This is a genomic window from Pseudomonas putida, from assembly GCA_029953615.1.
Taxonomy (GTDB): Bacteria; Pseudomonadota; Gammaproteobacteria; order Pseudomonadales; family Pseudomonadaceae; genus Aquipseudomonas.
Genome location: CP124529.1, coordinates 1,417,442 through 1,430,779 on the forward strand (window position 1 = coordinate 1,417,442; position 13,338 = coordinate 1,430,779).

Annotated in this window: 12 protein-coding genes; 8 read left to right on the forward strand and 4 right to left on the reverse strand. The window is 64.6% G+C overall.

Annotated features, from left to right (window positions below; translation table 11 throughout):
• Positions 1-61: 61 nt before the first annotated feature.
• Both QIY50_06520 and QIY50_06525 read left to right on the forward strand, forming a co-directional pair.
• Entirely contained in the window at positions 62-949 is an 888-nt protein-coding gene (locus tag QIY50_06520; protein ID WGV21864.1) for a neutral zinc metallopeptidase, read from the forward strand.
• A gap of 279 nt (positions 950-1,228) precedes the next feature.
• Positions 1,229-3,148 carry a methyl-accepting chemotaxis protein gene (locus QIY50_06525; GenBank protein WGV21865.1) on the forward strand — a complete coding sequence of 640 codons (1,920 nt, stop codon included), beginning with the start codon at positions 1,229-1,231 and terminating at the stop codon, positions 3,146-3,148.
• A gap of 133 nt (positions 3,149-3,281) precedes the next feature.
• On the opposite strand, the gene ggt is transcribed toward QIY50_06525, so the two are convergent.
• The 3 genes from ggt to QIY50_06540 all read right to left on the reverse strand — a co-directional run bounded on the left by ggt (position 3,282) and on the right by QIY50_06540 (position 6,676).
• Positions 3,282-4,949, reverse strand: coding sequence for a gamma-glutamyltransferase (gene ggt / locus QIY50_06530; protein WGV21866.1), 1,668 nt, complete (start codon positions 4,947-4,949; stop codon positions 3,282-3,284).
• A 117-nt stretch (positions 4,950-5,066) separates the two neighbouring features.
• Positions 5,067-5,963 (reverse strand): LysR family transcriptional regulator, encoded by an 897-nt coding sequence (locus QIY50_06535; GenBank protein ID WGV21867.1) that lies wholly within the window; start codon positions 5,961-5,963, stop codon positions 5,067-5,069.
• 122 nt (positions 5,964-6,085) lie between these two features.
• Positions 6,086-6,676: an NAD(P)H-dependent oxidoreductase gene (locus tag QIY50_06540; protein ID WGV21868.1), complete on the reverse strand. Its 591-nt coding sequence runs from the start codon at positions 6,674-6,676 to the stop codon at positions 6,086-6,088.
• 155 nt (positions 6,677-6,831) lie between these two features.
• On the opposite strand from QIY50_06540, the gene QIY50_06545 reads away from it, so the two are divergent.
• Entirely contained in the window at positions 6,832-7,146 is a 315-nt protein-coding gene (locus QIY50_06545) for a putative quinol monooxygenase (GenBank protein WGV21869.1), read from the forward strand.
• Here QIY50_06545 and QIY50_06550 read toward each other — a convergent pair.
• Complete coding sequence (locus QIY50_06550; protein WGV21870.1) at positions 7,136-7,900, reverse strand: sulfite exporter TauE/SafE family protein; 765 nt, start codon at positions 7,898-7,900, stop codon at positions 7,136-7,138. The genes QIY50_06545 and QIY50_06550 overlap by 11 nt on opposite strands.
• A gap of 77 nt (positions 7,901-7,977) precedes the next feature.
• Here QIY50_06550 and QIY50_06555 point away from each other — a divergent pair, with 77 nt between their 5' ends.
• From QIY50_06555 to QIY50_06575, 5 genes are all read left to right on the forward strand, one after another.
• A complete protein-coding gene (locus QIY50_06555; protein ID WGV21871.1) occupies positions 7,978-8,859 on the forward strand; it encodes a LysR family transcriptional regulator in 882 nt (293 codons plus the stop codon).
• Positions 8,860-9,141: 282 nt separating this feature from the next.
• Positions 9,142-9,747 carry a CDP-alcohol phosphatidyltransferase family protein gene (locus QIY50_06560; protein ID WGV21872.1) on the forward strand — a complete coding sequence of 202 codons (606 nt, stop codon included), beginning with the start codon at positions 9,142-9,144 and terminating at the stop codon, positions 9,745-9,747.
• Positions 9,748-9,777: 30 nt separating this feature from the next.
• On the forward strand, positions 9,778-11,532 hold the full coding sequence (locus QIY50_06565) for a bifunctional alpha/beta hydrolase/class I SAM-dependent methyltransferase (protein WGV21873.1): 1,755 nt from the start codon (positions 9,778-9,780) through the stop codon (positions 11,530-11,532).
• Positions 11,533-12,903, forward strand: a complete 1,371-nt coding sequence (locus QIY50_06570; protein ID WGV21874.1) for a phosphatase PAP2/dual specificity phosphatase family protein — start codon at positions 11,533-11,535, stop codon at positions 12,901-12,903.
• Complete coding sequence (locus QIY50_06575) at positions 12,900-13,331, forward strand: hypothetical protein (protein WGV21875.1); 432 nt, start codon at positions 12,900-12,902, stop codon at positions 13,329-13,331. The genes QIY50_06570 and QIY50_06575 overlap by 4 nt, the downstream gene beginning before the upstream one ends.
• Positions 13,332-13,338: the final 7 nt, after the last annotated feature.

A 13,338-nucleotide genomic window follows, 5' to 3' on the forward strand; every position in this document is an offset into this window, starting at 1 on the left:
TGACATTCGCCGCTGACGTGGACTAATCTTGTCTTTTTGTTTCACGCTCCGGAGAGCATTCATGGATTGGCGAAAAGGCCGACGCAGCGACAATGTGGTCGATGCCCGAGGCGAAGGTGGTGGCGGCGGCATGCGCTTCGGCGGCGGCAAGGGGCTGGGGCTTGGAGCGGTGCTGCTGATCGTCGGCATCGGCTGGCTCACCGGCCAGGACCCGATGCAGATTCTTGGCCAGCTCGCCGGCCAGATGGAACAGCAACAACAGCAGGCGCCCAGCAGCGTGGGCGGCAAGGCCCCGCCGGCCAACGACCAGCAGGCCGAATTCGTCGCCTCGATCCTGGGCGACACCGAAGACACCTGGAAAGCCCTGTTCGCCGAAGGCGGCAAGCAGTACCGCGACCCCAAACTGGTGCTGTTCAGCGGCCAGGTCAATTCGGCCTGCGGCTTTGCTTCGGCGGCGGTGGGGCCGTTCTACTGTCCGGCCGACCAGCGGGTCTACCTGGACATGTCATTCTTCCGCGAAATGGAAACCCGCTTCGCCGCGGCCGGCGACTTTGCCCAGGCCTACGTGATCGCCCATGAAATCGGCCATCACGTGCAGACCCTGCTAGGCGTGTCGGCCAAGGTCGATGCCGCGCGCCGCAGTGGCCAGCGCATGGAAGGCAACAATGGCCTGCTGGTGCGCCAGGAGCTGCAGGCCGACTGCCTGGCCGGGGTATGGGCCTACCAGGCGCAGAAGCGCCTGAACTGGCTGGAGCCAGGTGACGTCGAAGAGGCGCTGAATGCGGCCAATGCCATTGGCGATGACCGCCTGCAGCAGCAAGGCCGCGGGCGCGTGGTACCAGACTCGTTCACCCACGGCACCTCGGCGCAGCGGGTACGCTGGTTCAAGGCCGGGTTTGCCGAAGGTGAGGTAAACCGTTGCGATACTTTCAGTGCGCGCAACCTTTAAATAGCCGCCTCAGCCGGCGCAATCCCTGTGGGAGCGGGCATGCCCGCGAAGAATCCAGCGCGGTGGATGGCACCGGCTCCGCCGGTGTTCGCGGGCACGCCCGCTCGCACAAGGACTGCGCTAGCTTTTAGATTCTCCCTCAATTCTGCTTTTTTGCTGAAAAAGCGTTTCAGCTTCCCCTATCACTGCCGATAACCCCTGCACGAATCAGCAGGCATCCAGAACAACAACGCCTGGCGATCGTCGATCAAGCGAGCGAAAAACTTCTGGAGAGCGTGCATGAACAACTGGTTCGCCAACATCAGCGTCAACCTTAAACTCGGCCTGGGCTTCGGCCTGGTACTGATCCTCACCGGCCTGCTGGCCCTGACCGGCTGGACCAGCCTCGGTAGCCTGATCGACCGCAGTAACTGGATGGGCGATATCGGCCAGCTCAACAAGGACCTGACCGACCTGCGCATTGCGCGCCTGCAGTACATGATCGCCAACGGCGACGATGCCGCCGCCGCCAACACCCAGACCAAGCTGGACGCCTTCAGCAAGCAGCAGGCCTACCTGGCCAGCACCTTCAAGAGCCCGGAAAACATCAAGCTGCTGGGTGAACTGGGCGAGACCATCAGCGCCTACAAGGTGTCGCTGAACAAGATGCGCCAGGGCTACGACGCCACCCGCACCGCGCGCGCGGCCATGGACGGCTCGGCCAGCCAGGCCGACCAGGCCATGGACGCCCTCAGCCAGGAAGTGATGGCACGCCCCGAGGCCGACAGCGTGCGCCTGGCCCAGTACCAGCTGGTCAGCAAGGCCCGCCAGCAACTACTGCAGGTGCGCATCGACGTACGCGGCTACATTGCCGACAACAGCGCCGCCAACGAGCAGGCCGCCCTGCGCCAGCTGGACGGCGCCCTGGCCGAAATCGACAACCTCAAGCGCCAGCTGCCGGCCGAAGACACGCGCCTGCAACAGTTCGAAGGCTCGGTGCTGGCCTACCGTGACGCCGTGCGCCAGTTCCGCGATGCCGTCGCCAATATCAATACTGCGCGCGCCGAAATGACCGTGCAGGGTGCCGATATCGTCAAGCGCAGCGACGCGCTGTACCAGATCCAGCTGCAGCGCCGTGACATCGAGAGCACCCAGGCCCGCAGCCTGCAGACCATCGCCACGCTGCTGGCACTGCTGGTCGGCGTGCTGGCGGCAGTGCTGATCACCCGGCAGATCACCCGCCCGCTGCGCGACACCCTGGCGGCAGTGGAAAAGATCGCCAGCGGCGACCTCACCCAGCACCTGCGCGTCACCCGCCGCGACGAACTGGGCATGCTGCAACAAGGCATCGCCCGCATGGGCTCCACGTTGCGCGAGCTGATCAGCGGCATCCGCGACGGCGTCACCCAGATCGCCAGTGCTGCCGAGGAACTGTCGGCGGTGACCGAGCAGACCAGCGCCGGCGCCAACAGCCAGAAAGTCGAGACCGACCAGGTAGCCACCGCCATGCACGAAATGGCCGCTACCGTTCAGGAAGTGGCGCGCAATGCCGAGCAGGCCTCGCATGCCGCCACCGGTGCCGATGACGAAGCCCGCGCCGGCGACCGCGTGGTAGGCGAAGCCATTGGCCAGATCGAGCGCCTGGCCGAGGACATGCACCGCTCCACCGAGGCCATGAACCTGCTGCAGCAGGAAAGCCAGAAGATCGGCAGCGTGATGGATGTGATCAAGTCGGTGGCTGAACAGACCAACTTGCTGGCACTGAACGCAGCAATCGAGGCGGCGCGTGCCGGCGAGGCCGGTCGTGGCTTTGCCGTGGTTGCCGACGAAGTACGCGGCCTGGCCCAGCGCACACAGAAATCCACCGAGGAGATCGAAGAGCTGATCGCCAGCCTGCAGCACGGGACCCAGCAAGTGGCTGCGGCCATGCACGGCAGCCGTACCCTGACCGACAGCAGCGTCGAGCTGGCGCGCAAGGCCGGGGCTTCGCTGGAAAGCATCACCAGCACAGTGTCGAGCATCCAGTCGATGAACCAGCAGATTGCCGCAGCGGCGGAACAGCAGAGTGCGGTGGCAGAGGAGATCAGCCGCAGCATCCTGAATGTGCGTGATGTGTCGGAACAGACGGCGGCGGCCAGTGACGAGACGGCGGCGTCCAGCGTGGAGCTGGCGCGCCTTGGTGGGCAGCTGCAGACGCTGGTCAGCCAGTTCCGCGTCTGATCCTGGAATCCGGGGCCGCTTTGCGGCCCATCGCCGGCAAGCCAGGCTCCCACAGGGATAGCACAAGCCTCGGGGCTGCGCCGAACCTGTGGGAGCTGGCTTGCCGGCGATAGGGCCGGCACTGACGAACTGCTTACTTGACGATTATCCCCACACCACGCCCACGTGGATCCGAAGCGGTCTCAAGCTTCGTCCCGTCCACCCGGATCGCCTGGATGTCACCCATCTCCCAACCCTGGTCCTCCAGCACATAACCCATCTTCTTCAGTTCATCGGCCACCGGCCCGGTCAGCGGCGCATAGCTGTCGAAGTAGACGGTGTCCTTGGGCAGCAACTGATGATGCACGCGCTGCGCCGCCACTGCCTTGTCCAGCGGCATACCGTAATCGTACAGGTTGTTCATCACCTGGAAGATCGAGGTAAAGATCCGCGAGCCGCCCGGGGTACCTATGACCAGCTCGACCTTGCCATCGCGGGTCATCAGGCTGGGGCTCATGGACGACAACATGCGCTTGCCCGGCGCGATGGCGTTGGCATCGCCACCCACCACGCCAAAGGCATTCGCCGCCCCCGGCTTGGCGCTGAAATCGTCCATCTCGTCGTTGAGCAGGAAGCCGGCGCCTTTCACCACCACGCCACTGCCGTAATCAAGGTTGAGGGTGTAGGTGTTGCTGACCGCGTTGCCCTGCTTGTCGACGATCGAAAAATGCGTGGTCTGGTGCGGTTCCAGGCCCGGCTTGACCTGGTCGGTGGCGGAAATGGCCTTCGGGTTGACCTGTGCGGCGCGCTTGGCCAGGTAATCCTTGGCCACCAGCTGGTCCACCGGCACGTTGGTGAAACCCGGGTCGCCGAGGTAGTCGGCGCGGTCGGCGAACACGCGCTTCTCGATTTCGGCCAGCAGGTGAATGTACTGCGCCGAGTTGTGCGCCACACCCTTGAAGTCCGCCGCGCGGTTTTCCTTGATGCCCAGCAGCTGGGCCAGGGCGACGCCACCAGAGCTTGGCGGTGGCGCGGTGTAGACCACGTTGCCACGCCAGCTCACGGCCATCGGCTCACGCCATACGGCCTGGTAGTCCTTGAGATCCTGTTTGGTGATCAGGCCCTTGTCGGCCTGCATCTGCGCCACCAGCAGGTCGGCGGTCTTGCCCTGGTAGAACTCGCTCACGCCTTTGTCGGCAATGCGCTCCAGGGTCTGGGCCATTTCCGGTTGCTTGAACAGCTCGCCGACCTTCATGTTGCCGAAGTAGTCGTTGAAGTTGGTCGCGGTCTTGAACATGCCCTGGGCATCGTTGCGGTACTGGTACTGCTTCGCCGCCACCTTGAAGCCGTTTTTCGCATAGCCGATGGCCGGGGTCAGCAGTTCGCTCCAGGGCAGCTTGCCGAACTTCTGGTGCGCCTCCCACAGCCCCATCACCGTGCCCGGCACGCCAGCTGCGCGCGCCCCAACCAGGCTGAGATTCTCGATGACCTCTCCCTTTTCGTCCAGGTACATAGTGCGCGTGGCGGCCTTGGGCGCGACTTCGCGGTAGTCGAGGAAGTAGGGTTTGCCGTCGACGAACAGGGTCATGAACCCGCCACCACCGATGTTGCCAGCCTCGGGATAAGTCACCGCCAAGGTGAAGGCAGTGGCCACTGCCGCATCCACCGCATTACCGCCTTTCTTGAGGATGTCGGCGGCCACCTGTGCACCATATTGATCAGGCGCGGCCACTGCGCCACCCTCAAGGTTGGCGGCATGAACCGAGGAACAGCTCAGGATCGCGGCTGCAAGAGCCAGGTACTGGAACGGTACAATACGCATGACACTTCCTTGGTGTTGTTTTTGTTGATCAGTCAGTAAGGCCGAAGCGTTCCGACTGTGCAATCAAACGCAGGAAGTTTCGCCGCCTGTGGACAGGCTCTGTCGCATTCAGGCAACTCAGCTGGCGTACATCGCCAACTTGCGCTGGATGAAATCGAGGAAGCACTGAATACGCAGCGCCAGCTGGGTGTTGCGGTAGTACACCGCATGGATCGGCTGGCGGTAGCCGTTGTTGGCCTCGCTCAGCAACACCTGCAGGCGCCCGGCGCGGATGTCCTCATGGGTCATGAAGTGCGACAGGCTGACAATGCCCTCGCCGGCCAGCGCCAGCTGGCGCAAGGTCTCGCCACTGGAGGCGATCAGCGACGGGCGGATGCTCCAGCGGTCACCTTGGGCATGGCGCAGAGGCCAGTGGTTGAGCGATTCGGGCTGGCTGAAGCCGAGCAGGCAGTGGTTGGCCAGGTCCTCGACCCGCTGCGGCGTGCCGTGCTGCTCGAGGTAGGCCGGGCTGGCCAGCACCTGTACCGGGCTGCATCCCAGACTGCGCGCGTGCAGGCTGGAGTCGGCCAGTTCGCCGATGCGGATCGCTACATCGGTGCTCTGCTCCAGCAGGTCGATGATCAGGTCGTCGGTATTGAGTTCCAGTTCGATGCCAGGGTATTGGCGGCGGAACTCGCCGATCCATGGCAGGATGGCATGCAGCATGAACGGCGCGGCGGCATTGATGCGCAGGCGCCCGGTGGGGGTCTGCCGGTTCATCGACAGACGCTCTTCCATCTCGTCCATCTGCTCCAGGATCAACCGCGCACGTTCGAGGAAGAAGCGGCCCTCCTCGGTCAGGTCCATGCGCCGGGTGGTACGGTTAACCAGCGTGGTGCCCAGCTTGCCCTCCAGGCGCGACAAGGTACGGCTGACGGCGGACGGGGTCTGGCCCATCTGCTCGGCAGCCGCGGAAATCGAGCCGCAGTCGATGACGGCGACGAATACCTGGAGTTCTTCGGATCGGGTTTTCACATCTGCGCCTGTGGTTGGTCTCTGCAGGGATTAGATAGCCGCTTGTCGAGGCCAAGTCCAGCGGTGCCGGTGTTGGCCTCTTCGCGGGCTTTGCCCGCGAAGAGGCCAACACACAGAAAACCTTACTGTGCCTTGCCAAATACCTTGTCCAGATGCGCCTCATAGGCCGCCAAAGCAGCCGGCACATCCGGCCGCTTCATCACATCCACCGCCAGGAAAGTCGGCAGCCCGGTCATGCCGAGGAACTGGTTGGCCTTGTGGAACGGGAAGTACACCGCATCCACCCCCTTGCCTTCGAAGAAATCGCTCGGATCGTCGAATGCCTGCTGCGGTGCATTCCAGGTCAGCGAAAGCATGTACTGCTTGCCGTGCACCAAACCACCGCTGCCGTACTTCTGCGAGTGGTCCGCACGGGTACGGCCGTCGTTGGCATACAGGCTGCCGTGGCCAGCAGTGAACACCTCGTCGACATACTTCTTCACGGTCCAGGGCGCGCCCATCCACCAGCCTGGCATCTGGTAGATCACCACATCGGCCCAAAGGAACTTCTCCACTTCTTCCCGGGCGTCATAGCCGCCATCGATGAAGGTTTGGCGCACATCGAAACCGGCCCGGTCCAGATGGGCGATGGCCGCTTCATGCAAGGTCGCGTTGAGGCGACCATCAGAGTGAGCGAACTGTTTACCACCGTTGAGCAAAAGGATCTTCTTCATGCGGGCCTCGCGGAAAATTCAGGCCGGCAGGTTAAGAGCCCGCGGGCGCGGGATACAGCCATGCAGGGGCAAAATACAATTGATCTGAAGTCACGAATAAACAACCCATTATTGCATTAGAATCGCATCACCTCCCATCACCCGAGTAGCGATCCATGAGTGAGCAGTACGCCTTCATCCTCAAAGCCAAGACCCGCCCGGAAATGGCTGAAGCGTTCGAAACCCTGTTCCGCGCCTACGTCGAGCCAAGCCGCCAGGAGCCGGGCTGCATCGAGTACCACATGCTGCGCGACAAGCAGGACCCGAGCCTGTTCGTATTCTTCGAGGTGTGGGCCGACAAGGCCGCGCTGGATGTGCATTCAGCCCTGCCACACATGACCGCGTTCTTCGAAAAACGCATGGACTACCTGGAACGCGATTTCGACATCCAGATGATCGACATGCTCAGCGCATCCAGCGCTAACCGCTGACCAGCAAATGGCCGCCGAGCGCGGCCAGGCCGATGAAGAAGCACCGTTTGAACAGCAGCGCGCTGATGCGCTGTCGCAGCCACTGGCCAGCCAGCATGCCGAGCAAGGCCGGCGCCAGCATCAGCAGCGAAGCACCCAGTGCCTGGCCACCCAGGGCATCCTGCCCGGCCAGGCCAACGGCCAAGGCCAGGGTCGAAACCGTGAACGACAGGCCCAGGGCCTGAATCATCTGTTCCCGGTTCAAACCCAGGCTCTGCAGGTAGGGCACCGCCGGTATCACGAATACCCCGGTTGCCGCCGTGACCACGCCCGTAACCAGCCCGCAAAGCGGCCCCAGCCAACGCTCCCGCCCCGGCGCCAGGCGCAAGCCCGGGCCGACCAGCCCGTACAGCGCATACACCACCAAGGCCGCGCCCAGTGCATGCACGGCCCAAGGGCCGCTGTTGATCCCCAGCCAGGCGCTGCCCAGCAAGGTACCGACCAGGATCATGGCCAACATTGGCCACAAGCGTGCCAGCAACCACCGCAGGTGCCCGCCGCTGGCCAGCTGCCATAGATTGGTCAGGGTCGAAGGCACGATCAGCAATGCCGCAGCCTGCGCCGGTGGCATAGCCAGGCCCAGCAGCCCCATGGCGATGGTCGGCAGGCCGAGGCCGATCACCCCCTTCACCGCGCCGGCCAGCAGGAAGGTCAGTACCACCAGCAGCGACAGCGCTGGACCAATGTTCTGGTAGAAAGCGAGCAAGGTATCCATGGGCCGATGATGGCGTGTGCCAGCCGGGCTGAAAATCTGCCATATACTCAGCCAGACTCTTGCCAGGACAGAGCCACATGCATTTCGACCTGATCGACCTCAGGCTGTTCCAGCACACCCTGGAGTGCGGCAACATCACCGCCGGCGCCAGCCGCAGCCATCTGTCGCTGGCAGCAGCCAGCGCGCGCATCCGCGCCATGGAAGCATCGCTGGGCATCCCTTTGCTGGAACGCAACCGCCGTGGTGTGCAACCGACCCCGGCCGGCCAAGCACTGCTGCAGCATGCCCGGCTGATCACGCAGCAGGTCGAGCGCCTGCAGTTCGACCTGGGCCAGTACGCACAAGGGCAACAGGGCCAGGTGCGCCTGCTGTGCAACACGGCTGCGCTCACGGAGTACCTGCCGGAACTGCTGGCAGGCTACCTGGCTGAAAACCCCGCAATCAGCGTGGATGTACAGGAGTTGCCGAGCCTGCGCATCGTGCAGTCTATTACCCAGGGCATGGCGGACCTGGGCATCGTTTCCACTGCCGCGCCCAGCGAGCACCTGCAAACCCGGCCGTTTCGCGACGACCCGCTGGTGCTGGTAACGCCGCTGCGCCACCCGTTGGCCAGCGAGATCGCACCCAGCTTCATCGATAGCCTGGCCCATGGCTACGTCGGCCTGGGGGCCAGTAGTGCATTGGCGTTGTACCTGGAAGAGCAGGCGCTGCGCGAAGGGCGCCGCATGCGGGTTCGGGTGCGGGCCGAGGGGTTCGATGGGGTGATCCGCATGGTTGCCGGCGGGGCCGGGGTTGGAGTGGTACCCCTCGCTGCAGTGAAGCGTTGGCAGGGGCTGTTGCCGTTGCATTGGGTAGCGCTCACAGAACCATGGGCCAATCGCCGCTTGCTGTTGTGTGCACGCGATTTTTCAGCATTGCCGGGGTATGCCGCAGGGTTGGTAACCACCCTCACCAGCTGACGCGGTGGATGGCACGGGCTTCGCCCGTGTTCGCGGGTAAACCCGCTCCCACAAGGTATGCGCTATCTCTCGGGTTGATGCTGTACCTGTGGGAGCGGGCATGCCCGCGAAACAGGCACCGCGGTGGATGGCACGGGCTTCGCCCGTGTTCGCGGGCAAGCCCGCTCCCACAGGGTATTGCGCTATCTCTCGGATTGACGCTATGCCTGTGGAAGCGGGTTTACCCGCGAAGAAGGCTCGCACACAATGGCGCCCTAACGCCCCACCGAAAAGGATTTTCCCGTGGCATCGATCTACCAGCTCAAACCGCGCTTCCAGGCCCTGCTCCGCCCTGCTGTCCAGCGCCTCCACGACCGCGGCGTCACCGCCAATCAGGTCACCGTCGCCGCAGCCCTGCTATCCGTCCTGCTGGGCCTGCTGCTGGCCGCCCTCCCGCATCTCGCCTGGTTGTTCATCCTGGTGCCGGTCTGGATGCTGCTGCGCATGGCGCTGAACGCCGTCGACGGCATGCTCGCCCGGGAATTCGGCCAGCAATCCACCCTCGGCGCCTACCTCAACGAACTGTGCGACGTGATCGCCGACGCCGCGCTGTACCTGCCCTTCGCGCTGCTGGCTGGGGTATCGCCAGCCTTGGTCGTACTCGTGGTGCTCAGCGCCACCTTCAGCGAATACGCCGGTGTCATGGGCCCGCTGGCCGGTGCCTCTCGGCGCTACGACGGGCCCATGGGCAAGAGCGACCGGGCCTTCGCCTTCGGCGTGCTCGGCACCGGTGTCGCCTTCGGCCTGCTGAACGGTGCCTGGATCAACGGCTTGTTGCTGGTCATCCTCGCACTCTCGCTCTATACCCTCTACAACCGGGTTCGCTTGGGACTGGCCGAAACCCGCTGAGCCCACTGCCGTCGTAAAAGGATGTCGACCATGCGCCAAGCGCAAACGCAGCACTTCTCCACCCATGACGGCGTCGAGCTGCACTACCGTCACTGGCCTGCCACCCGCAACCAACACCAGCCACGCCGGGCCGTGGTGATGTTCCACCGCGGCCACGAACATGGCGGGCGCATGGCCCACCTGGCCGATGAGCTGGACATGCCAGGCTACGACTTCTTCGCCTGGGATGCCCGTGGCCACGGCCAGTCGCCGGGCGCGCGCGGCGACAGCCCGGGGTTCGCCACCAGCGTGCGCGATGTGCAGACCTTCATCGAGCATATCCAGGCCCGCCACGGCATCGCCGAACAGGACCTGGTGGTGCTGGCACAGAGCGTCGGGGCCGTGCTGGTCGCCACCTGGGCCCATGACTACGCACCCAAGGTGCGCTGCCTGGTGCTGGCCTCGCCAGCGTTCAAGGTCAAGCTGTACGTACCGTTCGCCCGCCCCGGCCTGAAGCTGCTGAAGGCCGTGCGCGGCAATTTCTTCGTCAACAGCTACGTCAAACCTCGCTTGCTTACCCACGACCCTGAGCGGGTCATGTCGTATGTAGCCGATCCGCTGATCAGCCGACCGATTTCGGTGACCATGCTGCTGGGCCTGTACGAAGCCGCCGACCGCGTGGTGGCGGATGCCCAGGCTATCCAGCTGCCGACCCAACTGCTGGTGTCCGGTGCCGACTTGGTGGTCGAACGCCAGCCGCAGGAGCGCTTCTTCGAACGCCTGGGCAGTACGCGCAAGGAAATGCACATCCTGCCAGGCTTCTTCCACGACACCCTTGGCGAGCGTGATCGGGCCCATGCCCTGCGGCGCATCGAGAGGTTCGTCGAACATTGCTTCGCCAGCCCCGCCGCATTGCCGTCACTGCTCGATGCCGACAAGACCGGCGCCAGCTGCGCCGAGGCCGAGAGCCTGGCCGCACCGCTGCCGCGCAACTCGCCCCGCGACCTTTACTGGCGCGCCACTCGTGCCGCGCTGCGCCTGGGCAAGGGGTTGTCCGAAGGCGTCAAGCTGGGTTTCGACACAGGTTTCGATTCCGGCAGTACCCTCGACTACGTCTACCGCAACCAGGCGACCGGCAATGGCAAGCTCGGCCGCCTGGTCGACCGGAACTATCTCGATGCCATCGGCTGGCGTGGCATCCGCCAGCGCAAGCTGCACGTCGAAGAGCTGCTGCGCCTGGCCATCGCCCAACTGCGCGAACAGCAACGGCCAGTACACATCGTCGATATCGCTGCCGGCCATGGCCGCTACATCCTCGAAGCCCTGCAAGAGCTGGAGCAACTGCCAGACTCGATCCTGCTGCGCGACTACAGCGAGCTGAACGTGCAGCAAGGCAGCGCGCTGATCGCGGAAAAAGGCCTGGCTGATATCGCCCGCTTCGTCCAGGGCGATGCCTTCGACCGCCAGAGCCTGGCCACGCTGGAGCAACCGCCTACCTTGGCTGTGGTCTCCGGCCTGTACGAACTGTTCGCCAGCAACCAGCTGGTAGGCAACTCGTTGGCCGGCCTGGCCGACGCGCTGGAGGATGGCGGTTACCTGGTCTACACCGGCCAGCCGTGGCACCCGCAACTGGAAATGATCGCCCGCGCCCTCACCAGCCACCGCGGCGGCGAGGCCTGGGTAATGCGCCGCCGCAGCCAGGCCGAGATGGACCAGCTGGTGGAAGCCGCAGGGTTCCGCAAGCTGGCCCAGCGCATCGATGAATGGGGCATTTTCAGCGTCAGCCTGGCACAACGGGTGCGCTGAATGAACCCATCGCGCGAGCCCGGGCTGATTCGCCGGGGCGTGTTCTGGCTGCTATTGCTGGGGCCGCTGTTTTTCCTCAGCTACGGGCTGGCGAACAACCATACCGCCGGGCGCGGTGATGTCGGCAGCCTGGTGTTCGGCTGGGAAAGCCGCATGCCGTTGTGGCCGTGGACGATCATCCCGTACTGGTCGATCGACCTGCTCTACGGCTTGTCCTTCCTGCTGCCGCGCACGCGCCAGGAGATGGACCGGCACGCGCTGGCGCTGCTGACCGCACAGCTGATCAGCGTCAGTTGCTTCCTGCTCTGGCCACTGCGCTTCACCTTCGAACGACCGGAACTGGGCGGGGTATTCGGCTGGATGTTCGATGTACTGATGGGCTTCGACAAGCCTTTCAACCAGGCGCCTTCGCTGCATATCGCCCTGCTGGTGATCATCTGGACGATGTTTGCCCGGCACGTACAGCGCCAGCCCTGGCGTTGGCTGATGCATGGCTGGATGGCACTGATCGGGGTGTCGGTGCTGACCACCTGGCAGCACCATTTCGTGGACGTTCCCACAGGAGCACTGGCCGGGTTTGCCTGCATCTGGTTGTGGCCACATCAAGGGCCGCTGCCCTGGCAGCAGGCGCGCCTTGCGCGGGATGCCAAGCGTTGGCGGTTGGCGTTGGTTTATACGATGGGCGGGCTGCTGTGCGCAGTGCCTGCCATCACGCTGGGCGGGGCCTGGCTGTGGTTGGCCTGGCCAGCCGTGTCGCTGGCGTTGGTGGCGCTGAACTATGCCGTGCTCGGTGCAGGCGGGTTTCAGAAAGGCGCTGATGGGCGCTTGTCGAAGGCAGCCAGCTGGCTGCTGGCGCCGTACCTGGTGGGGGCGTGGATCAATTCACGGCTGTGGACCTGGCGGCATCCGCAGGCGGATGAAGTGTGTGATGGCGTCTACCTCGGGCGGGTTCCAGGGCGTGGCGCGCGGTTCGCTGCGGTGGTCGATTTGTGTGCAGAGCTACCGTGTCATGTTCAGGACAGCGCGGCCCCTTTCAGGAGCGCCCTTTCGCGACACAAGGCCGCTCCTACACAGGTCGCGTCCGCCGTTGGCTACGCATGTTTTCCCACCCTGGACCTGATCGCCCCCGAAAGCCCATTGCTGCACCAGGCCGCCGTAACCATCGAACGCCTGCGCTCCCAGGGCCCGGTGCTGGTCTGCTGCGCCTTGGGCTATTCGCGCAGCGCCAGCGCCGTGGCCGCCTGGCTGGTGCTCACGGGCCGCTGCAGTGATGCTCGTCAGGCCGAAGCGCTGATCCGCAAGGCCCGCCCAGGCGTAGTCCTGCACAGCACGCACCGCCAGGCCGTGCAACAGCTGGGGGCGCAACCATGAACCTGCACGTGGTGGCCAGCCTGCTGGGCCGTGGCGAGCAACTGGCACGCCTGTCGGACGGCCTCACCCTGCTGGCCCTGGCCTACGGCCTGGCGCCCTTGCTGGGTGCCCAGCTGCAACCGCTGGCCAGCCTGCTGTGCGTTGTGCTGCTGGTACTGGGCGTGCTGCACAAGTACTGGGCCATCCGCGTGGCCCTGGACGCCGAACTGTTCGCCCGCCTGGCCGCCAGCCACGACCTGGCGACGGATACCCAGGCCCTGGACCACGCTCTGTTCGAGCTGAAACTCAAACCGCAGGCCACCGACTCCCGCGCCTGGCCTGCACGCAGCCAGGCCGCGCTGGCCCTGTTGCGCCGCCAGGCAGTGTGCCTGGGCCTGCAACTGTCGCTGGCCCTGGCTACCCTGCTGACACTGCCTTTGAAGGGATGACTACCGA